Raw genomic sequence first — 22,448 nt, 5'->3', positions numbered from 1 at the left:
CACTGTGGGAGCGGAAGAAATGATTAAAAGCATTGACCAAAATGCAGCAGAAGTATTTGTGTCACGAGGATCTGGTGGATGGGGCAAAGGCCTTTATCTAAGATGTACCTCAAAAAGAAATAAAGTTGCTTCCTTAACAGGAGGAGGTATTCATCCAGTTGCTAAAAAAATTGCTGAATTGCTCAATTGTCCCGTTGTAAATGCATTTGAAGAAAAAGTGGAGTTAGAAGAAATGATATGTGTAGTTCTGGATTGTGGAGGAACAGCCAGAATGGGTGTTTATCCTATGAAGAACATTTTGACTATAAATGTTAAGCCAGCTTCACCTTCAGGATCATTGGCTAAACATATTACTGAAAAGGTATTTGTCTCTGGTGTAACTGTGGGTGACGTTAAACCTTCTGATGCATCGGTTTCAATGGACCATGATGAAAAAGAAAACGAACCTATAAGTATTCATAGTGAACAAAAACTTTCCTCTATCTCAAGTGAAGGAAGCGAGCGGAAGGAAAAAAGTTTAACGAAGCTTCTAACGTTTCCAGCTTACCTTTTATCTTATAGTATGGGGTTTTTGTATCAGGCAGGGAAAGAGGCGGTAAATTCTTTTTTAACACATGTTCTACCATTGATGTTGGGTGTTTCTGTACTTATCGGGTCTTTTTCTTTCTTCAATTTAGAGAAAATTCTGTCAGGCATTGTGCACTATTCCATGGGAACATTGCCGGGCCTTTTGATTATGGCTGTTGTTTTTTCGATTCCTATCTTCTCGAATTACTTAGGGGCAGGGGCAACGCTTGGTCAAGTTCTTATCGTTTTGCTGGGCTACGAAATAGCACAAGGAAACATCGATTTTATCTGGCTGTTTCCTGCTCTTTTTGCAACGAATGTCCAAGTTGGATGCGATTTTTTGCCAACAGCGTTATCCATGAGTGATTGTGAAGAAAAGACCGTGCGTGCTGGACTGAAAGCTGTTGCATACAGCCGGTTAATTACCAGTATTGTATGTGTGCTTGTTGCTTATTTTGGAGCTAAGCTCGCTGGCTTTTAAATAATATTCGAATCTTGAGCTTATTAGGTATCACATAGTCTTGGCTGAATCAGCATTTTTTCAAAGTAAATCGATGCGTTAAGGAGGTGATAAACAAGCAGAACATCAATATTTCCATATAATTCAAAAATGAAAGCGCTGTTATTGAAAAGGGGGAGGAAATGAAAATGAAATCTTTTAAACGACTAAAAAAGTTTGGCTTATTAATCATGACAAGTGTGATCCTTCTATTGTTACTCTCAGCGTGTAGTGGTGAATCTTCATCCGGTTCACAATCAGGTCAGGCTCAAGAAGGTCCTAAAGATAATTATAAGTTTGTTTTTGTACCAAAATTGATTCACCCATGGTATGAATCAGTTCGTGCAGGAGCTTTAGGGGCAGTAGAAGATTATAAGAAAAAAGGAATTAATATTGAATTCGAATGGGATGCCCCGCCAACTGCAGATATAGTGGTTCACAGTCAAAAAGTAGAGTCTGCTATCTCAAAGCAGCCGGATGTTATTGCGGTAGCTGCGCTTGATCCTTCATCTACAACGCCTATTATCAATCAAGCCGTTGACAACGGAACAAAGATTATTACATTTGAAGCTGATGCAGCGGATAGTAAAAGGGCCTTATATATTGGAAACAACCACAATGATAAAGATGGAGAAGAGCTCGCTGAGTTAATGGCAAAACAAATGAATTATAAAGGAGAAGTGGCTATTCTTCTTGGTTCACTAGGTGCCCCTAGCCACAAGGAACGTGTAGCAGGCTTTAAAAAAGTAATGGCTAAATATCCAGATATTAAAATTGTAGCAGAACAAGCAGATAATGATGATTTAGTAAAAGCCGCTTCTTTAACAGAAAACATTTTACAGGCTCATCCAAATATAAAAGGAATTTTTGCGAACAATGCGGCCAATCCAATTGGTGCTGCACGCGCTGTGAAAAGTGCTGGAAAAGCAGGAGAAGTATTGATTATGGGAATGGACGATGACCCAGAAACTATCAAATATTTAAAAGAAGGTGTAATAACAGCAACGGTTGTTCAAAATGTTCCTGATATTGGCTATAAAGCGATAGAGCATATGGTTGCACTGGCAAACGGTGAATCGGTTCCAGAAATTGATGAAATCGAATCGTATGTTGTCACAAAAGAAAACTTAGGAAAGTACGAAGAAAAACAAAAAGAATATGCAGAATATTTTAAATTGATAAAATAAACGCTTTTGTTAAAGACAACCTGGATAGAAATATGCTGGTTGTCTCCTAGACCTTTATTTTGAAGGGAGGAAAGAGAATGAATAATCAATCCGTGTTAGTTATGAAAAATATTAATAAAAGTTTTCCAGGAGTCAAAGCGCTTAATGAAGTAAATTTCGATTTAAGAGCAGGTGAGATCCACGCTTTAGTCGGAGAGAATGGAGCAGGGAAAAGTACAATGGTTAGTACAATGATGGGATTGCTGCAGCCAGACAGTGGAGAAATTTTCATGAATGGACAAAAAGTCTCCATTGATTCACCATTGACCGCCTTATCCTTAGGGATTGGTATAGTTCCTCAAGAGTTAAATTTAGCACCTAATTTATCGGTAGCAGAAAATATTTTTCTTGGAATGGAGCAGCTTAAAACAGGATTTCCAAGGATTGACTGGAAAACCACAGAAAAAAAAGCCGAAGAGTTTTTAGCAAAAATAGGTGTTCGGTTAGATGTTAAGGAAGAAGTCGGCACACTAAGAAGTGCTTATCAACAATTTGTGCAGATAGCCAGAGCATTGGCCTTCGGCGCTAATATTTTAATTTTGGATGAGCCGACAGCTGCTCTTACTTTTCAAGAAGCGCAAAAGCTGTTTAAAATTCTATTTCAATTAAAAGAAGAAGGGAAATCCATTATTTTTATTTCTCACCATATGGAAGAAATTGAACAAAATTCTTCCAGAGTTTCAGTAATGAGAGACGGTAATTTAATTACCACAATAGATATGAAGAGTACAAATACGGATGAAATCATCAATTTAATGGTTGGGAGAGAATTTAAAGTTCAAAGAAAAATTCGCAAAAACCAATTGAATAAGAAAAGTGTCCTTCAAGTCAATAATTTAGGGAGGCATGGGGAATTTCAAGATATTAGCTTTACTCTTCACGAGGGAGAAATTTTGGGCATAGCAGGACTCGTGGGTTCTGGAAGAACGGAATTAGTAAGAGCGATTTTTGGGGAAACAATAGCGGATCAGGGTGAAATTTATTGGTATGAGTCTAAAGTCAAAATAAAATCACCAAAGAAAGCCATTAATCTGGGGATGGGGTATGTACCCGAAGAAAGAAAAAAGTCAGGCATCTTTCCTATTACGTCAATAAGAGAAAACATTTCTATGCCGCTGTTGCCTTCGATGACTCGATTTACACGGATAAACCGAAAAAGGGAAGAGGATTTAGCTTTGAAGTATATAAAAGAGCTAAAAGTAAAAACATCTTCTCCAGAAAAACATATTCGATTGTTAAGCGGGGGAAATCAGCAAAAAGTCATTTTGGCACGCTGGTTAGCAAAAGATATTAAAGTATTAATTCTCGATGAGCCTACGAGAGGGATAGACATAAATGCAAAAGCAGAAATTCATGACCTTATTCATAGGCTTGCGGATGAAGGTTTAGCTGTCATTATGATTTCATCTGAATTGGAAGAAGTGATTAATCTCTCCGATCGAATTATGGTTATGCATCAGGGGGAAGCGAAAGGGTTTTACAATGCTGAAACTACAACACAAGAAGAGCTATTAAAAGGTGCATTAAGTTAACAAGGAGGAGTCAGTATGAAAATGGAGATGGAAAACAAAGCGATTCCAACATTAAAACCTGCTGCAAAATTCGGGAAAATGTTCAACTCCACTGAGAGTGGAATATTTGGAGTGTTAATTGCCATGTGTTTGCTGCTGACCTTCGTAGCACCCAGTTTTGCAGATTCTTATAATATGGGTGTACTGGTGAGACAATTCTCATTTGTAGCTATCATTGCAATGGGACAGACTTTAGTTCTTTTAACAAGGGGGATTGATCTATCGGTTGGAGCGATAGCGGGGCTTTCTGGAATTATAAGTGCTTGGTTAATGCTAAATACGGGGCTCGACCCTTACATCTGCTTAGTTCTTAGCCTGCTATTTGGAGCGCTTTGTGGATCAATCAATGGACTATTAATAACAAAATTAAATTTAAATCCTTTTATTGTGACGTTAGCTATGGGTGAGATTTTCTTTGGACTCATTATGGTCATTACTCAAGGATGGCCGCTTTCAGGGGTTCCTCAAAAAGTATTGTTCTTGGGACAAGGAATGGTCGGACCGGCTCCTGTGCCAGGTATTATTATGATTGGTTTGGGCATTGTTTTGATTTATGTTTTGACATCTACTCCTATTGGCAGACATATTTACGCGATTGGCGGCAATGAATCAGCTGCAACACTTGTAGGAATCCGCATTGATAGAACGAAAATTATGGTTTATGCCCTTTCTGGCACATTTGCAGCATTAGCGGGCGTGTTAATGATGCTTCGATTAGGTGCCGGCCAGCCTCAAATCGGTGAAGGATGGTTAATGGCTTCTATTACAGCTGCCATTATTGGTGGAACTTCCTTAATGGGTGGGCAAGGTAAGATTATTGGAACCATTTTTGGTGCTGCACTAATGGGTGTGTTAGCAAATGCGATTGTTTTGCTAAGTATTTCAGCTTACTGGGAGCGAGTAATCGTTGGCGTAGTTGTCCTACTTGCCATTACGCTAGATCAATTCAGAGCGAGAGTCAAAAGAGAATAATAAAGGGCTGTAAGTTAGGAGTCTTCAGCTGAAAATGGAGCAGAGTAATGAAATTTATTTTGGAGGGATGGCAGTGCTGAAAAATAAACAAAGCTTTTCCGCTCAAAAAAGAAATGAAATGCTTGAAGAAATGGCTAATCGTGAACTTGATGTTCTAATAGTAGGAGGTGGGATAACTGGAACTGGAATTGCTTTGGATTTTGCGTCAAGAGGGTTTAACGCTGGGCTAATTGAGAAAAGTGATTTTGGCTCAGGAACAAGCAGCAAGTCTGGGAAGTTAATACACGGAGGGCTTAAGTATTTAAAAACGGGTGACTTGGGGCTTGTGAGAGAGGTTGGCAATGAGCGTGCAATTGTGCATAAAAATGCCAGGCATCTGGTTATACCTGTTAAAATGTTGTTTCCTATTGTAAAGAATGGGAGCTTCAATAAAGTTACATTAAAACTGGGATTATCAACATATGACAAGCTGGCAGGAGTTCAGAAGCACGAAAGGCATGTTATGCTTTCGAAAAAAGAAGTGTTTCAACAAGAACCTTTATTCAGTAAGGAACAGGTAAGCGGTGGAGGTATGTATATTGAATACCGAACAGATGACAGCCGGTTAACATTGGAAGTTGCGAAGACCGCTTTTGAGCACGGAGCTCGCCTTTGTAATTATACGCAAATGACTGATTTTATTATGAATGATAAGGGGAAGGTAATCGGAGTTATAGCGAAAGATCTTATTTCCCAACGTACATTTGAGATTTATGCAAAATACGTTATAAATGCAGGTGGACCATGGGTTGATACTGTGCGCAGGATAGAAGGAGAAATCAAAGGAAAAAGGCTTCATTTAACTAAAGGAATTCATATTGTTGTACCTTTTCATAAATTCCCTGTTAATGAGTCTATCTATTATGATGTAGAGGGCCGAATGATTGCTGTTGTTCCAAGAGATGGTTGTACGTATATTGGTTCAACCGAGACAGACTACCATGGAGATCTTGATAATGTGCATGTTGAGCAAAGTGAGGTGGATTATTTATTAGATTGTGTAAACGGGATGTTTCCTGATGTTAATCTTAAACAAAAAGATATTACTTCCTGCTGGGCTGGGCTTCGGCCGCTGATTTATGAAGAAGGAAAACCGCCAGCTGAAATGTCACGGAAAGATGAAATTTTCGAATCAGAATCGGGACTTATTACAATTGCTGGCGGAAAGCTGACAGGATATAGAAAGATGGCAGAAAGAGTAGTGGAGTACGTGTTGAATAAAGGAGAATTTGCAAAAGTTTCTTCTATGACCCAAGCTATAAAGCTCTCAGGTGGAAAATTTAAATCACATGAGGAGGTAGAAGCATTAGTAGATAACATCGAAAATGAATTTCAGCTGTTAAATATTCCAACGTCTTTTGCTGCCGAGTTTGTTTACCGGTATGGGACCAATACGTGGCTGTTAATTGATATTGTGAAAGAATTTCTCGCATCAGAAGAATACAAGAACAATGGTATAAAAGAAATTTTAGCTGCAGCAGAAGCCTGCTATGCCATTGATCAGGAAATGGCTATGCGGCTTACTGATTTTTTTGATCGACGTACAGGCTATCTGCTGTTCAAAAGAGAGAGTATTCAAGAAATAATCAGTTTTGTTATTGATCAGTTTTCTAATAAACTTGGTTGGGATGAAGGGCAACTCTTTAATGAACAAACGATCTTTGACAAGGAGTACGATAAATCCCTGCAATTTGAAGGAATTGAAATTAATTAGAATAATGGAGGTGCCAAGATGAAAGCTGTAGCTCTTACTGCTCTATCTACATTGGAGGTTTGTGAAAAAGACATTCCTCAAGTGGATGATCACAGCATACTTCTAAAAGTCAAATCCGTTGGGGTGTGCGGATCTGACCTTCGTATTTATCAAAATGGGGATGCTAGAGTTTCCCTGCCCAGAGTGATGGGCCATGAAATTGCTGGAGAGATTGTTGATAAAGGAGCTCTTGTTCATCACTTTAACATTGGAGATAGAGTGGCTCTGGGCGCTCATATGCCTTGTGGCTTGTGCAAGTATTGCCAGGAAGGCTTAGGGCATCATTGTTTACAGGGATGGACAATTGGTTATCAGTATGATGGCGGTTTTGCGGAATACGTTTTATTGAACCGGACGATGGTTGAAAACGGTTCCATATGCCGATTTAGTGAGAATACTTCTTTTGAAGAAGCTAGTCTCTCCGAACCTTTTTCGTGTGTTATGAGTGGTTTAAGGGAGTTATCGATCAGGGCTGGGAAAACGGTTGCAATCTTTGGAGCCGGGGCCATCGGATGTATGTTTGTAGCAGCGCTTCGCAGGATGGGTGTTGGGAAAATTATTGTTGTCCAGCGCTCAAAAGCACGAAGAGAGTTTGCGGAAAGTTTGGGAGCGGACGTTTGTATTGACCCGACAACGGAAGAGCCGGTAAAACGAATTTTAGAAGAAACAGATGGATACGGAATTGATTTTTCTATCATTACTGCCCCATCTGGTGAGGCACAAAATCAAGCATTAAGCTGTGTGAAGAAAAAAGGGCATGTGTTATTTTTTGCCGGGCTCCCGAAAGGAAAGAAAACAGAGCTGGACACTAACCAGATTATTTACAAAGAATTGAAAATCTCTGGTGTACATGGCGCATCTAAATCAGATCACAGAGAAGCTGTACGATGGATAGATAATAAATTTGTTGATCTTTCTAGATTTATTACGCATCGATTTAAGCTCGATGAAACGCAAAATGCCTTTATAGCAAGCAAAGAAAAAGCAGGGGTAAAAAGCGTAGTATTGCCAGAATGGATATAACTAACACATCTTTTGTTTTTACTAGATCCCCCTCTTAAAACAAGAAACGCCAAGCAGTAAGAACTTGAATAACATAATGGGAGGATAAAACAGATGGAAAAACTATATGAGTCGAAAATCATTGAAATTGGGGTAATGGCGGAAGAGTTCTTGAAAGAAGATACTATGGTCATTTTTAATGATAGTGCGCCGCCTGAGCTGAGAGATATTTGCTTTGTTCATGAGAAGACGGAATTAATAGATAGGATCAAAGTTGGTGATTGGTTAACAATCGGAGACGAACGTTATAGGATTCACCTTGTAGGGGATACAGCGAATGAAACAATTAGAGATTTAGGCCATGCCACTTTAAAGTTTGACGGAGCCAGTTCATCAGATCTTCCCGGACACATTTGTGTCGATGTTAAACCAGCGCCAGTAATTAAACCGGGGACCAGCATTATATTTAGCCGCAATAAATAAGATTTGGTATGCCCTATTTTGACATTTCGAAAGCATCTGACGTTAAAATCAGATGCTTTTTTGTTTAGACAGAAGTGATAAATTATTTAATGGCTTTAATCGATGCGGCAAACGCTCGCAATTATTTGTTATTGTTTTATAATAAAAAGAAAAGTAATGAGGCGATGGGTATGTTGAACTGGGCAGAACGGCGTCAGCTTGTTAAAATAGCAAATCTATATTATATAGATGGATGGACGCAACAAGAAATTGCAAAAAAAATAGGCATCTCACGCCCTGTCATCTCTAAATTGCTTCAAAGAGCAAAAGATGAAGGAGTCGTTGAAGTTTACATAAAAGATGAAAGTCAACACACGGTGGAGCTCGAAAAACAGCTAGAGAATCGTTTTGGCTTAAGAGAAGTTGTAGTTGTTCCTACACTGGGACTCACATCAGAAATGACAAGAAAAGCAATAGGACAAGCGGCAGCTCATTATCTTTCACAGACTTTGGATCGTTCGGTTCAAAAGTTCGGTATATCTTGGGGACACACCCTTGCGCAAGTGGTAAAGGAATACCCTTTTGAAAGAAGAGAGAATATAAATATCGTTCCGCTTTTTGGGGGCATGGGAATTAAAAAGGTAGAAATTCATGCGAATCAGCTTGCTTATGAACTTGCTAAAAAAATGAACGGAACTTGTTCATATTTATATGCTCCTGCAATTCTAGAAACAGTGGAATTAAAAGAGCGCCTTGCCGCTACGGAAGATATCTCTCTTATTCTTGAAGAAGGAAAAAATGTAGATGTAGCCTTGATTGGGATGGGAAGCCCATATAAAAACTCAACTTTAAAAGAAATTGGCTACTTAAAGGAAGAAGATATACAAAAGTTAAGAAAAGCAGGAGCAGTTGGTGATATTGGATCGCGTTTTTTTGATCAGGATGGAACACCAATTGAGGGAAATTTGAATGAAAGAATTATCGGAATATCATTACAGCAATTAAGGGAGATTCCGCATGTGATTTGTGTAGTGGAAGGTACCTATAAAGCGGAAAGTCTGGAGGCAGCTTTAAAGGGCAAGTATCTCCACACTTTAATTGTAGACGAACAAACAGCATTGGCACTACTAAGATAATTATTTTTCATTAAGATGCTACATCATCTCCGTTAGAAGAACATTCTATCTTAATGATAAGAGTAAATTCATAATTTTTAATGGGAACATCCTTAATACCCTTACTTTACCCCTTAAGTAAATGGGAGGAGTTCAATACTATATTTTTTCGAACAAAAACAAATAAAAAGGAAATTGAAAACCTCTTTTTAAAAGGCTAAAGCCGTTTAAAGAGAGGTTTTTTGTTCTTTAGATTATCCGACTATTAAGATATTTTTTACTTTTTTATTGCAATCTGCTCCTTAATCAATTAATATAATTACAAAAGTAACACATATGAACAAATGTAAAAAGAAAAAAGGATGATAATCATTAATTTATTTCTTGATTTGAGTGAAAATACGTGTTTTTTCATTCATTTTACGCCAGTGAACAAATGACTATATTTGAACAAATGTAAAAAGGGGGCGGAAGAATAAGAAAAAACAATTTTATAGTGATGAAAATGTAAGCGATTTATACGAAGGTGCTGCTTTTGATTGTCTTTCTTGCTAAGTAAATATTGAATTAATTGCTCAAATCAAACCTTCTAGTATTTTTCTATATTTTAGCCGTACATATTCTAATAAAACATAAAAAGCTTGATTAAATGAAAGAGAGGTTAAAGGATGGATTTTTTAGTAAGGTTTGCAGAAGATTTTATTGGTATGTTTGAAAAAGGCGGAGAGACCTTTATAGATATGTTTACTGGTATCATTCCGACTTTAATTTGTTTGATTCTCGCTGTAAACGCTTTGATAAAGATTATTGGCGAGGAGCGGATTGACCGCTTTGCCCGTAAAACAACGAAAAACATCATTTTACGCTACACACTCTTTCCGCTTTTGGCCATATTCTTCCTGACAAACCCGATGGCCTACACATTTGGGAAGTTCCTGCCAGAACGCCAGAAGCCGGCATTCTATGATTCAGCAGTGTCACTCTTCCACCCGATTACAGGGCTTTTCCCACATGCAAATGCAGCGGAGCTTTTCGTGTATATGGGGATCGCCCAAGGCATTACCACGCTTGGTCTTTCAACAGGACCACTTGCGGTCCGGCTCTTTATTGTGGGGATGATTGTCATTTTAATCCGTGGGATTATCACAGAACGTATTACCATTGCGATGATGAAACGCCAGGGGATTTCCATAACAGACTAACAACGAGAGGGGGAGCAGTACATGTCAGGAACTCAAGCAGTAAATACAGAATACAAAGCTGTCAAAATCACCAAAGGCGGCAGCGGCTGGGGAGGGCCGCTCGTCATCCAGCCCGATGAGCAGAAAAAGTATGTCGTATCCGTTACAGGCGGGGGAATTCACCCGGTTGCCCAGCGCATTGCTGATCTAACGGGTGCTCAGGCAGTGGACGGCTTTAAAACATCGATTGAAAAAGACGAAATGGCCTGCGTTTTGATCGACTGTGGCGGCACCGCACGCTGTGGTGTATATCCGAAGATGGGGGTGCTGACGATCAACCTGACGCCCACATCGCCATCCGGGCCATTAATGAAGTTTATTAAGGAAGACAATTTTGTCTCCGGTGTCAGGGAGCAGGACATTCAGCCAGCAGATGGAACAGCAGCACCGTCCGTCACAGCAGAGGCTCATCCGAAAAATGCACAGCAGCTGAAAGCGGAAGCACGCGAGAAAGTCGCGCAGATGAAAGACAGCAAAGGCGAACCGCGCAAGCAGAGCATCATTGAAAAGCTCGGCCGTTCGATGGGCGGCGTGATTGGGGTTTTGTATCAGGCAGCACGTGAAACGATTGAACAGGTACTGAAAAACATCATTCCGTTTATGGCTCTTGTCAGCACATTGATTGGGATTATTCTGTATACCGGTATCGGTGATCTTATTGCCCACTTTGTGTCGCCGCTTGCCGGCAATATCTTCGGGCTTCTCGTTCTATCGGTAATTTGTGCGGTGCCGATCCTGTCCCCGCTGCTTGGGCCGGGTGCCGTTATCGCACAGGTCGTTGGTGTACTGGTCGGGGTGGAAATCGGCAAGGGAAATATCCCGCCAAACCTCGCCCTTCCTGCCCTGTTTGCGATTAACCCGCAGGTAGGCGCAGACTTTGTGCCCGTTGGCTTAACCCTTGGGGAAGCAAAACCGGAAACCGTAGAAGTCGGGGTGCCAGCTGTTTTAATGTCACGTTTAATTACAGGGCCGCTTGCCGTCGTGATTGCTTATTTTGCAAGCTTCGGTATGTATGAATAAATAGGAGGTAGAATCATGAATATTCAAGAGAGTTTACAAATGGAAACGATTTATCAATCAACTGTAACAAGCATTGGAGCGGAAGTCCCTATTTTTTTGGAAGAAAAAATGGTGATTTTATTTAATGAAAGTGCACCAAAAGATTTGCTGGATATCGCGGTTGTGCACAGCATTGCACCGCTTGAAGGAACCATTGAAGCGGGCGATATTCTTGCCTTTGGCGATCGGGCGTACAAAGTGACGTTCGTAGGCAATAAAGTAAACGAAACGGTTGGGGATCTCGGTCACTGCACCATTGCATTCAATGGTGCAGATCATGCAGATTTGCCTGGAACACTTTGTGTGGAGGACAAGGAACTGCCTCAAATCTCTCCATCAACAATCATCACTATTAGAAAAGCAAAGGGGAATTAAAAATGTTGGGACTTAATCGAAAGCTCGTTGAACTTGAAAAAGAGGGAAAAGAAATTAAAGTCGGCTTGATCGGCTGCGGTCAAATGGGGCGCGGCATGATTTCGCAAATTGAGAATATGAAGGGTATGCGTGTGGCTGCTACGGCTGATTTACAAGCCGAAATTATTCAAAATGCTTATATGACAGCAGGTGTGCATCCAGAGCATATTGTTACTACAAATGAAATCGAAACAGCTGAGAGAGCACTTAGGGAAGGCAATGTTGTAGCAACGACAGATGCTTCTATGGTCATTACCCTTCCAAGCATTGATGTTATTGTTGATGCAACCGGCGTTCCAAACATCGGAGCTGAAATTGCCTGGAAAACGATTATGAACAAAAAGCATATTGTTATGCTGAATGTAGAAGCAGATATTACAGTTGGGCCTATTCTTCACAAAATGGCAGAAGCAAGCAATGTTGTATATACAGGATCTGCTGGTGATGAGCCAGGCTGCATTATGGAGCTGTATGACTTTGCCGATGCACTTGGCTTTGATATTGTGGCTCTAGGAAAAGGGAAAAATAACCCATTAAACTATGAGGCTAACCCAGATTCTGCGGCGGCAGAAGCAAAAGAAAAAGGCTCAAGCCCGAAAATGCTCGCTTCGTTCCAGGATGGGACAAAAACCATGGTTGAAATGAACGCGGTCGCCAATGCGACAGGGTTTTTACCAGATAAACCAGGCATGCATGGCCCAGAAGGAACGGTAAAAGAACTGCCGGATATCTTCCGTCTGCAGGAAGAAGGCGGTATTTTGAAAAACAAAAAAATCGTAGACTATGTAAATGGTGTAGCGCCAGGTGTTTTTGCCATCATTTCTTCTGAAAAAGAAGAAGTAAACCACGAAATGCAATACTTAAAAATGGGACCAGGACCAAACTATATCTTGTTCCGTCCTTACCACTTAACAAGCTTAGAAACGCCGCTTTCCGTTGCGCGGGCATACTTGAACCAGTCAGCTACGATCGCGCCTTGGCATGGCCTGCAGGCAGAAACAGTGGCTACTGCAAAGAAAGATCTGCAGCCGGGTGACCGATTAGATGGTATTGGTGGATTTACCGTGTATGGAACTCTTTATGACTACCAAGAAGCAAAATCAGCAAATGCTTTCCCGATTGGTCTTGTGGATTCAAATGTGGTTGTAAAACGTGCAGTCAAAAAAGGTGAAATATTAACTTACAACGATATCGAACAAGAAAAAGAATCTGTTATTTGGAAATTAAGATCACTTCAATCAACTAGCTTGTAATAAATACTTTAGAAAAAGCGGTTTAAAACTATTGCCGCTTTTTCTTTTGCACTTTTATATGGAGCTTCTAATCCGAGAATAATAAAAGTTTTATAGTTTGAATATCATTTCACAAAAATAAAATCTTTCTTTATCCAAGAGAAATAATGAGATGCAGTAGAAAGGAATAAAATTTCTAATTAAATTCCATAAAAAATTTCCCCCTACTTAATAACTTCGAATTTCGATGTTTAATTATTTAATGTATGCAGGAGGAATGGTTATGAATATTAAAACAAAACAAAAAGAACTTCAAAGTAAAGAGGAAGTAAAATATAAGGATGCTTTTTTAGACTCAAAACTATTATTTAGAAAGCTGCAGCAGCTTGATTGGGATTTTGCAGATATAAAAACATCATATTTCACACATGATTTTCATCCTTATCCCGCTAAGTTTATACCTCAGTTGCCTTCATTATTAATTGGTCAGCTTTCCCAAGAAGGGGAGGTTATTTTAGATCCATTTGGAGGAAGTGGCACTACTGCATTAGAAGCTATTAGATTAGGCCGCACCGCTATATCTTTAGATGCAAATCCCATTTCAAAAGTGATTGGAAAAGCAAAGACAACCGCTCTTTCTGATGAAGAATTGTATAGTCTAAAAAATCTAAACACGGCTATTCAATTCAATATAAAGCAAATTGATCAAAAAAACCTTCATAGTCATACTTTGTTAGAATATTATAAGCACTATGTTCCGAATATACCCAATATTCAAAAATGGTTTTCCTCAATTGTCATCGGTGAATTGGCATTACTCAGACACTTAATTGAAATTCTTCTCGGGGAAAATGCTAAAAATTTAGCTTTAACTGCTTTCATGAAGGTAGTCATGCGGGTAAGCAATCAAGAGTCAGAAACACGCTATGTCAGCAAAGCAAAAAAAATTAAACCTGGCTGTACCTTGAAAAGATATTACACATCATTAAAAAATATATTAGATAAAATTTTGAAATTTAATTATTTATTAGAAGGTTCAAAGGCGGAATTTCGCTATGCAAATGCAATGGACTGGGGTAGTTGGTTAATAGAACCGTCATCGGTCGAACTCATTGTTACTTCACCTCCTTATCCTAATGCGTATGACTACCACCTTTATCACCGTTTCAGAATATTCTGGCTGGGAAGCAATCCACAAGATCTCAGAAATATTGAAATTGGTTCTCATCTTCGATATCAAAGTGAAAAAATAGGATTTGAAAGCTATGTGAGTGAAATGGGGATAGTGTTAAAAAACATGTACCAGGCACTCATGCCAGGACGTTATGCTGCTCTAGTAGTTGGAAACGGTATTTATAAGAAAAAAGAATATAAAACGGGTAAGATGTTGTTGGAAGTTGGAGAAAAGCTTGGTTTTGAGCCTATTGGTATTCTTAAAAGAAATATTCCGAGTTACAGGAGGTCAATTCCTATAACGGCTAGCAGGCTCCAGAATGAGGACATTGTTTTGCTTAGAAAGCCTGAAAAAGTAGAGAAAAGATGAATAAAATAAAACGAAATTATACTTTTGTTAGTATATAATTTTTTTGTGCGTTTATTGATTAATTATACCGTTACAATTATAATTAAGAGGAATTATTATTGAAGATGCAAAAGAAAATGTATTAAATCAAAATCTACGGAACGTTATGAAACAAGGAGGAAAAACGGAAAGCTTTTTGGATATAGAGAGAAAAAGAAATGAAGGCTTCTGGCCTTGTTTGCGATTAACCCGCAGGCAGGCGCAGACTTTGTGCCAGTTGGCTTAACACTTGGGGAAGCAAAACCGGAAACGATAGAAGTTGGGGTGCCGGCTGTTTTAATGTCACGCTTAATCACAGGACCGCTTGCCGTTGTGATTGCTTATTTTGAAAGCTTCGGTATGTATGAATAAATAGGAGGTAGAATTATGAGTATTCAAGAGAGTTTACAACTGAAAACAATCTATCAGTCAACAGTTACAGAGCTTGGTGCAGATGTAGAGATGTTTGAAGAAGAAAAAATGCTCATTCTTTTTAATGAAAGCGCGCCAAAGGATTTGCGGGACATCGCCGTGAGCCATACGGTGGTTTCATTAGAAGGCACTATTGAAGCCGGTGACATTCTTTCATTTGACGACCAGTCTTATGAAATCACGTTTGTCGGCGGAAAAGTAAATGAGACAGTGAGCGAGCTTGGCCACTGCACACTCGCATTTAATGGAGCGAATCATGCGGACCTGCCGGGAACAATGTGTGTAGAGGAAAAAGCGATGCCTAACATCAACGTATCCACAAAATTATCGATCAGTAAAAAATAATTTAACCATCAACCAGGCCGTTAAGCTAACTATTCTAGCTTAACGGTTATTTTATTTTCTAATAGCTGTCGACTTTGTCAACAGCCTGCAGTCGCGGTTTATTTACCGCGGCTATTTTTATATTTTTTGAGTTTTAAACTAACCGTTAATTTAATGGATTTCAAAAAAAGAAATTATAAATAAATGCACTATGTGTTAAATTCAAAATATTTCTATAAAATGAACGATAACTATGTATTTAAAGAGCAGTTTTTGTCATGGTTCTAAACTTCCTCAATTATATCCCTGGCGACTTCCTGCATATTACTTCCTTTTCTTCCGATTCAGTACTCACTGCTTTATGCTCTCGACTGTACTGAATGCAGCCTTGTGCAAGCTGGCACCCAATTCTTCTGAAACTCGGCGAAGGATTGTATTTTTCATATGAAGCACCAGACGGTCTCCGATCATTTCAACATTATCTATCTCTACATGCTGATAAAGCAAATCCATTACTTGATAGGTGAGGGAATAGACGGCCGGCAGATTAAGCACCGCATACCCAGGCTTTGTGCTGCGCTTGCCCATTTCAATAGAATAGTCCGGTGTTAACCTGTGTGGGTAGATTCCTTCCATGTGGCTCAAAGTATCGTTCTTCTACTCGTTATTCTTTTAAATCTTTCTCTTGCACAAAGGAATTTTTTTCATCTTTAATTTTTGAAAGGAGAAATACATTGCTTCTATCCTAAACAGTGGGAGTGCTTCCTGTTATATTAGGTTCAGGAAAACAAGCTAATTCCAATAGGTGTATATTTGCAAAAGTATACATATTCAAAAGAGTACCTAGGCTAAAGTATACTTTTGCACAGGTACTCTTTTGTTAGTAATTGACCAATGGAACCTGCTGACAAAGCAGATCCATCGCTTGATAGGTTAGAGAATAAGTTGCTGGCAGATTAAGCACCGTATAAACAGGCTTTGTGCTACGCTTGCCCATTTCAACGGAGTAGTCAGGTGTTAACCGATGTATATAGATCCCTTTCATTTACTTAATGATATCAGTTTTATCCAATAGGCAAAGTACAAAAAATGCTAAACAGGACTTTTTTCTACACCGGCAATGCCCCGGTTAATACATAAACGCCCAGGTATATAAATACAATTGGCCAGGCATACAATATATATGTTTTTTGAAAGTTTATAAAGTTTGTCTCTGTAGAAGCAACTAACATATATAAAGCTGGAATAACGGGTGAAATGAGACGGAATGCCTGCCCCACCATGGAAGCTACGGCTGCTTCACCGGCGGAAATTCCGTACTGCCCCATAACATCTGCCATAACGCCCGCAATCCCAAAGTAGAAAGCATCCTGCGGTAAAAATGTAATGGCAGGTGCTGCAATTAACGCGTAGATCGGTGCCATATTTGAGCCTAATGATTCTGGGATGATAGCGGTAATAGATGCTGCCAAAGCAGTGGACATCCCGCTGCCTGTTAAAACGCCAGAGAAAACCCCGGCGGCCAATGTGGCCAAAGCGGGTGCTAAAGAATCTGCCGCCAAGTCATCAAGCCGTTCATTAATAAGCTTTGCAGATTTATAGTTTACCGTAAGGGCCATAGCGGCACCTATACCAAATAAAACACCGCCATGTGCAACATCCATCACAAGCATCACTAAAATAACGAGCGTTAAAATCAAATTAAACGCATATAGTTTAGGCCGCTTTAATTCAGGGTCTTTCAGGCGGATAGCGTTTAACATGCTTTCCATTTGCTCTGGAGAAATGTCTTTAGCAGTCTTTGGATCAAAGTTTAAGCGTTTTCTTTCTTTTATACCGATAAAATAAGCCATAAAAATGGCGAATACTTCAGCAACCAGCATTCCTGGCAATAAGTCTGCAAACAATTCACTGATACTTACGTCCATGGCTGTGGCTGCAGCAATGGTTGGGCCTCCCCATGGCAGCTGATTAAAAATGCCAATAGGGGTTACAATAATGACAGCTAAATAAACCAGCTTAATATTCATTTGTTTATAAAGGTGAAGGAAAGCAGCAACACAAATAATAATCGTGGTAGTCGTATCACCATTCATCGTGACGACTGTCGCCGTTAAAACGGTTGCCATTGTCACTTTCAATGGGTCCCCTTTTGCTTTTTTAATAAAGAACTCGCATAAAGGGTCAAACAAACCGACATTAAGCATGACACCGAAATACAGCACCGCAAATAAGATCACAATAGCGGGTGAAATAACCCCGGTAGAAACTTCTCCTGTTTCTTCATCTACACTAAATAAAATACCTTCTTTAATCCATTCAAAGAGATCCCAAAAGGAAGCGCCCGTTGCAAAGGTAGCAATGGCCCCAAAAGCAAATGGAACAATGGTTAGTGCCCCGAATACAGTTAATTTATTTTTTGAGAGAAGTACAATGAACACAGTGATCATTAATAATGCTAAGACTGTTAACATACAAACCACCTCCTGAAAAATGATAAAACTAAATGATCTGCCTTAAGCTGCTGCTTTATATAGAAACAATAGTCTGCAAAAAAGAAATGACAGCGCATACAAAAATGTCCATCCCTTATGATCATACGAAAAAATCGTGTCATACAGGAGAATAAACGGGCAGTGCAGTGCTGCTTAAATGATTTCTTTTCACCTGCACCCCTGTTTTGCCTGATAAGGCCTTTTCTCTAATATTCAGGTTATCCAGCTTAAGAATGACCATAAATGAAAACTTAATCTTTTGGAAGCGCATCCAATAATATCACCCCTTTATTTCTAAATCAAATGGTCCAAGGAAATAAACCAATAGAATTTCACTGATCGAATTGTATATTAATGTATACGCTAACGTCAACATAGTTTTTAGAATATTTCATTTTTTAAAATGTAATAATTATAAAAATTATAGGTTCTACATGTTAAACATAGTTAAAACAATAGTTATAGGCAGGTGAATAGGTTATTCAAAAATTAATTTTTATTAAAGTGAATTAAAGTTATTGACTTTAATGTATTCATTATTTAATAATTAGCTCATAAGATATTCATATTAAGCTGATTCACATGAAAGAGATGTGGATAGTGATAGGAGGTCTATCGATAAGTGAAAAACGTGTTTTGCATTCTAGTTGTTATCCCTGATGAAGGAATGTAAAAGTATGGTACATGTACTGGCTCAGTTAGCTCAAGCATCAGGCAGTAAATTTTCTTCTGAAAACGTTTTCTGATTTTAAAATTGTGAGTATTACTTAGAAAATGGATGCATGATGGATGCTAGAAGATTAGAAAAACTAAAACACGATTCTGTTATTTGTAGGTTCACTCACGTTAGCTAAGGCAATCCATATAGCTGGAACCGGGGCGTTAATAGCAGATTCTGCTATTGGAGCTTTGGGCAGTTGGCAATTTTCTTCCCTTTCTACACAAAAAAATTAAAGACAAAAAAGGAGAGTTATTATGAGCGTTACTATGGATAAGGTACAGCAAAAAGAAAAGATGACTGATTTGATGTCGAAATTTATTTCGCTTGTCAGCTACAAACTTCCTGATGATGTAGAAAATAAATTAAGAGAATTAAGTGAAGAGGAAGATAACCGCCTTGCTAAGATCATTTACAAAACAATGTTTGAGAATCAGAAACTTGCTTATGAATTAAAGAGACCTTCATGCCAGGATACAGGTGTTCTCCAGTTTTTTGTTAAGTGCGGAGAGAATTTCCCTCTGATTGGGCAGTTAGATAGTATTCTCAAGAATAGTGTGTATAAGTCAACTCAAGAAACACCATTGCGGCATAATTCTGTAGAAACATTTGATGAATACAATACAGGAAAGAATGTCGGTGACGGTTCACCAAGTATCTTCTGGGAGATTGAAGAAAACAGTGATAAAGTGGAAATCTATACTTATATGGCAGGTGGGGGCTGTACCCTTCCTGGAGTCGCAACCGTTCTAATGCCGGGTGAAGGTTATGAAGGTGTGGTAAAGTTTGTACTCGATCGGATGACTAGTTATGGAATTAACGCCTGTCCTCCACTTCTTGTGGGTGTAGGCGTTGGTACCTCTGTAGAAACAGCCGCTATGAACTCTAAAAAAGCTCTTATGAGACCTGTAGGAAGTCGTAATGAAAATGAAAATGCTGCTAAGATGGAACAGCTTCTTGAAGATGGAATTAACGCTATTGGCCTTGGACCTCAGGGACTTAAGGGATCTAAATCTGTTATGGGTGTAAATGTTGTCAATACAGCTAGACATCCTTCTACTATTGGAGTTGCCGTTAACACAGGATGCTGGTCCCATAGACGAGGAAAAATTACATTTGACAGTAATTTGAATTATGAAATTAATACTCACGAGGGGGTAACACTATGAGCAAGAAGGTATTAACAACACCTATAAAAGATGAAGATCTTAAGGATATACGAATTGGGGATATTATCTACCTAACTGGTACACTGGTTACTTGCAGGGATGTTGCCCACAGAAGGCTTATTGAAGAAAAAATCCCATTGCCTGTAGACCTTAAGGGTAAAGCTATTTTCCACGCGGGTCCCATTGTTAGAGACCTCGGCAATGAAGAGTATGAGATTGTTTCTATCGGTCCGACAACCAGTATGAGAATGGAAAAGTTTGAAAAGGAATTTATCGAAGAAACAGGTGTGAAACTCATTGTTGGAAAAGGTGGAATGGGGAAGAACACCGAAGAAGGATGCAAAACTCATAAAGCCTTGCATCTCGTCTTTCCAGCAGGAAATGCTGTTTATGCTGCAACAAGTGTTGAACAAATCAAAGAAGTACACTGGAAAGATCTTGGAATGCCTGAATCTCTTTGGGTATGTGAAGTGAAGGAGTTCGGTCCTCTTATTGTTTCCATTGATACAGAAGGAAATAACGTCTTCGAAGAAAATAAGGTGGAGTTCAATAAAAAGAAGGAAGAACAATATGAGTTAATCAGTCAGCAGGTAAGATTCATCAAATAAGTTATGGAGTTGGTGTGGCCATGCAGGTACTACAAAAAACACAAACGATAGTTCGCTACCAGCAGCATAACGGAAAAGTACATTACGGCATTGTTGAAGATGGAGACATTTTACAACTATCTAGTAATTTCAATGAAATTGTAAACAATGAATTAAAGTATGATGGGTCAAAAGTTAAATACAGTGATTTGAAGATTTTGGAGCCGGTAGTACCCTCAAAAGTCGTTAATTTTGGCTGGACATATGTTGAACACGCGAAAGAAACTGGCGGGACAGCCAATCTTAAAGAACCATTTTTGTTTTTAAAACCTGCCTCTTCCATCCTTCCAGATCAAGGGGAAATTATTCTTCCCTCGAGTGACTTAACCAAACAGGTGGAAATGGAAGGGGAAGTGGCCCTCGTTATTGGAAAGCGCGGTAAAAATATAAAAGAAGAAGAGGCATTGGATTATGTTTTTGGCTGTACGATATTTAATGATGTAACTGCAAGAGATCTTACAAAAACCGATCCCCAATTTACGCGTGGAAAAGGTTTTGATACCTTTGGCCCGTTGGGTCCGTATATTGTAAGAGGTATAGATCCAACTAATTTACGAATCATTACAACATTAAATGGCAAGGTAGTACAAGAGGGTAATACTAATCAAATGTCACTTTCAATTCCTTTCCTTATCAGTTGGATTTCACAAGTTATGACACTAGAGCCGGGTGATGTTTTGGCTACTGGTTCACCTTCTGGCAGTTGCCCAATGAAGCCGGGAGATGTTGTAGTTGTTGAAGTAGAGCAAATCGGCAAGCTTTGTAACTATGTAAAATAGAAAATAATGTACCGAAAACTAATCGGATGTTATTCAACAATTGGTTGGTTTATGATAATAAATATCATCTCATAACTGATTTATTAATATTAAGCACGACTGTCTAACAAAACAAGGCTGTAGTTGATTTCCCAGAAATCAACTACAGCCTTGTTTGTTAATAACGATAAGGTCATATTATTAATTAATTGCATACCAACTTGAATATCTTTCTCGCTGATATAAATGGATCAAGTTCTTCCTTTCGTTTAAGAGGAAGAGCGAATGCTCGCTGGATATAGGGATATCCGTAAAATTATAATTATAACCTCCTTCTGTATTCTAAAAGCTTTTTTGGCCATGTGCCTTTACGATAGAGCCAATGATAATGATCGTAATAAGTGCTGCACCAAGCGGTAAGAAGAAGCCAAGAATGAAAAGGATTCCGGTCGATTCAAACCACCCCCCAGTTCCTTTTATTCCATAGCCCCCAAACCATCCAAATAATTTCTGTGTTCCATAAAAGATAAAGACAGATCCAATCATAAGCCGAATAAGCAATAAGCTTAAGTCTGCCAATAGAAACGTCTCCCTTCTGTTGTTATTATATATTTATTATTATGCCCAACTGAGGCGCGGTGTAAGTATAGAGTTTCTTCTATTAGTTATGATCTCATTACAGTTTTACTGCTTGTAGTAAAAAAGCGATTATTTTTAATTATTACTCTCCCAAGTCTATTTCAATTGTATTTTCATAAACTTCTATTGCCGTTTTAAATACAGGATCACCAGACATATCTTCTGTATTATAAAGCGCTATATCATAACGCTTATAACTGTTTTCAATATTTTCAATATGTTCTACATCATATACTTTCCACATTGGAATAGTTTTTTGTGCTGCTAGTACAAATAATTTGTTAGTGGCAACTTCAAGAGCATCATTGGTAAAACCAATTTCTTTTGTATGGTTGTTGAATGACAACTTCACAGCGATCTCTCCTCCTAACAATTTAGTTATGATCTTCTTTACTTTTTGAGTATAGGAAACTCTCAAATTGAATGCTGGAGCGGCTACACTTATCTGGACAGAAAAATTAAGGTCACGTACACTTGACCTAAAATAGATGAGGAGCTCCAATTATGACAAAGCGAGAACGCCGCACATTCACGCCCGAGTTTAAAAAACAAA

Annotated in this window: 20 protein-coding genes and 2 pseudogenes; 18 read left to right on the top strand and 4 right to left on the bottom strand. The window is 38.8% G+C overall.

Annotated features, from left to right (window positions below):
* Positions 1-4: 4 nt before the first annotated feature.
* From M3221_RS06390 to M3221_RS06320, 15 genes and pseudogenes are all read left to right on the top strand, one after another.
* Positions 5-1,048, top strand: a complete 1,044-nt coding sequence (locus M3221_RS06390; protein WP_251270671.1) for a PTS glucitol/sorbitol transporter subunit IIB — start codon at positions 5-7, stop codon at positions 1,046-1,048.
* Between the two features lie 161 nt (positions 1,049-1,209).
* Entirely contained in the window at positions 1,210-2,253 is a 1,044-nt protein-coding gene (locus M3221_RS06385) for a substrate-binding domain-containing protein (protein WP_251270667.1), read from the top strand.
* 77 nt (positions 2,254-2,330) lie between these two features.
* On the top strand, positions 2,331-3,824 hold the full coding sequence (locus M3221_RS06380) for a sugar ABC transporter ATP-binding protein (protein WP_251270666.1): 1,494 nt from the start codon (positions 2,331-2,333) through the stop codon (positions 3,822-3,824).
* A gap of 15 nt (positions 3,825-3,839) precedes the next feature.
* A complete protein-coding gene (locus tag M3221_RS06375; RefSeq protein WP_251270663.1) occupies positions 3,840-4,835 on the top strand; it encodes an ABC transporter permease in 996 nt (331 codons plus the stop codon).
* Between the two features lie 34 nt (positions 4,836-4,869).
* A complete protein-coding gene (locus M3221_RS06370; protein ID WP_251270659.1) occupies positions 4,870-6,588 on the top strand; it encodes a glycerol-3-phosphate dehydrogenase/oxidase in 1,719 nt (572 codons plus the stop codon).
* A gap of 18 nt (positions 6,589-6,606) precedes the next feature.
* Complete coding sequence (locus M3221_RS06365) at positions 6,607-7,650, top strand: zinc-binding dehydrogenase (RefSeq protein ID WP_251270656.1); 1,044 nt, start codon at positions 6,607-6,609, stop codon at positions 7,648-7,650.
* Positions 7,651-7,743: 93 nt separating this feature from the next.
* On the top strand, positions 7,744-8,112 hold the full coding sequence (locus M3221_RS06360) for a PTS glucitol/sorbitol transporter subunit IIA (protein ID WP_251270653.1): 369 nt from the start codon (positions 7,744-7,746) through the stop codon (positions 8,110-8,112).
* Positions 8,113-8,282: 170 nt separating this feature from the next.
* Positions 8,283-9,227 (top strand): sugar-binding transcriptional regulator, encoded by a 945-nt coding sequence (locus M3221_RS06355; protein ID WP_251271107.1) that lies wholly within the window; start codon positions 8,283-8,285, stop codon positions 9,225-9,227.
* 647 nt (positions 9,228-9,874) lie between these two features.
* Complete coding sequence (gene srlA / locus M3221_RS06350; RefSeq protein ID WP_251270652.1) at positions 9,875-10,408, top strand: PTS glucitol/sorbitol transporter subunit IIC; 534 nt, start codon at positions 9,875-9,877, stop codon at positions 10,406-10,408.
* 21 nt (positions 10,409-10,429) lie between these two features.
* Complete coding sequence (gene srlE, locus M3221_RS06345; RefSeq protein WP_251270651.1) at positions 10,430-11,467, top strand: PTS glucitol/sorbitol transporter subunit IIB; 1,038 nt, start codon at positions 10,430-10,432, stop codon at positions 11,465-11,467.
* Positions 11,468-11,482: 15 nt separating this feature from the next.
* A complete protein-coding gene (locus M3221_RS06340; protein ID WP_251270650.1) occupies positions 11,483-11,881 on the top strand; it encodes a PTS glucitol/sorbitol transporter subunit IIA in 399 nt (132 codons plus the stop codon).
* 2 nt (positions 11,882-11,883) lie between these two features.
* Positions 11,884-13,173: an NAD(P)H-dependent oxidoreductase gene (locus M3221_RS06335; RefSeq protein WP_251270649.1), complete on the top strand. Its 1,290-nt coding sequence runs from the start codon at positions 11,884-11,886 to the stop codon at positions 13,171-13,173.
* Between the two features lie 262 nt (positions 13,174-13,435).
* Positions 13,436-14,695, top strand: coding sequence for a DNA methyltransferase (locus M3221_RS06330; RefSeq protein WP_251270648.1), 1,260 nt, complete (start codon positions 13,436-13,438; stop codon positions 14,693-14,695).
* A gap of 204 nt (positions 14,696-14,899) precedes the next feature.
* Positions 14,900-15,085 (top strand): annotated as a pseudogene (locus M3221_RS06325) (PTS glucitol/sorbitol transporter subunit IIB); the annotation flags it as partial.
* Positions 15,086-15,100: 15 nt separating this feature from the next.
* Positions 15,101-15,490, top strand: coding sequence for a PTS glucitol/sorbitol transporter subunit IIA (locus M3221_RS06320; RefSeq protein WP_251270647.1), 390 nt, complete (start codon positions 15,101-15,103; stop codon positions 15,488-15,490).
* 330 nt (positions 15,491-15,820) lie between these two features.
* Here M3221_RS06320 and M3221_RS06315 read toward each other — a convergent pair whose 3' ends face one another.
* Complete coding sequence (locus tag M3221_RS06315; RefSeq protein ID WP_251270646.1) at positions 15,821-16,114, bottom strand: hypothetical protein; 294 nt, start codon at positions 16,112-16,114, stop codon at positions 15,821-15,823.
* 464 nt (positions 16,115-16,578) lie between these two features.
* A complete protein-coding gene (locus tag M3221_RS06310; RefSeq protein WP_396120261.1) occupies positions 16,579-17,964 on the bottom strand; it encodes a citrate:proton symporter in 1,386 nt (461 codons plus the stop codon).
* Between the two features lie 975 nt (positions 17,965-18,939).
* Between M3221_RS06310 and ttdA the strand changes: the two genes are divergently transcribed.
* From ttdA to M3221_RS06295, 3 genes are read left to right on the top strand one after another with little or no spacing between them, the layout of a single operon-like run.
* On the top strand, positions 18,940-19,851 hold the full coding sequence (gene ttdA, locus M3221_RS06305; RefSeq protein ID WP_251270644.1) for a L(+)-tartrate dehydratase subunit alpha: 912 nt from the start codon (positions 18,940-18,942) through the stop codon (positions 19,849-19,851).
* The gene (gene ttdB / locus M3221_RS06300) at positions 19,848-20,459 is read left to right on the top strand and encodes a L(+)-tartrate dehydratase subunit beta (protein WP_251270643.1); all 612 of its coding nucleotides are present in this window, start codon (positions 19,848-19,850) and stop codon (positions 20,457-20,459) included. The genes ttdA and ttdB overlap by 4 nt, the downstream gene beginning before the upstream one ends.
* Positions 20,460-20,479: 20 nt before the next feature.
* Positions 20,480-21,277 carry a fumarylacetoacetate hydrolase family protein gene (locus M3221_RS06295; RefSeq protein WP_251270642.1) on the top strand — a complete coding sequence of 266 codons (798 nt, stop codon included), beginning with the start codon at positions 20,480-20,482 and terminating at the stop codon, positions 21,275-21,277.
* A 324-nt stretch (positions 21,278-21,601) separates the two neighbouring features.
* Here M3221_RS06295 and M3221_RS06290 read toward each other — a convergent pair.
* Positions 21,602-21,835: pseudogene (locus M3221_RS06290) on the bottom strand (DoxX family membrane protein); the annotation flags it as partial.
* Positions 21,836-21,977: 142 nt separating this feature from the next.
* A complete protein-coding gene (locus M3221_RS06285) occupies positions 21,978-22,247 on the bottom strand; it encodes a hypothetical protein (protein WP_251270641.1) in 270 nt (89 codons plus the stop codon).
* Between the last annotated feature and the right edge of the window lie 201 nt (positions 22,248-22,448).

It is taken from the genome of Domibacillus indicus, assembly GCF_023715895.1.
In the GTDB taxonomy this organism is placed as follows: Bacteria; Bacillota; Bacilli; order Bacillales; family Domibacillaceae; genus Domibacillus; species Domibacillus indicus_A.
The sequence above is the reverse complement of the archived record's forward strand: the minus strand, read 5'-3'. Positions and strand labels throughout refer to the sequence as shown.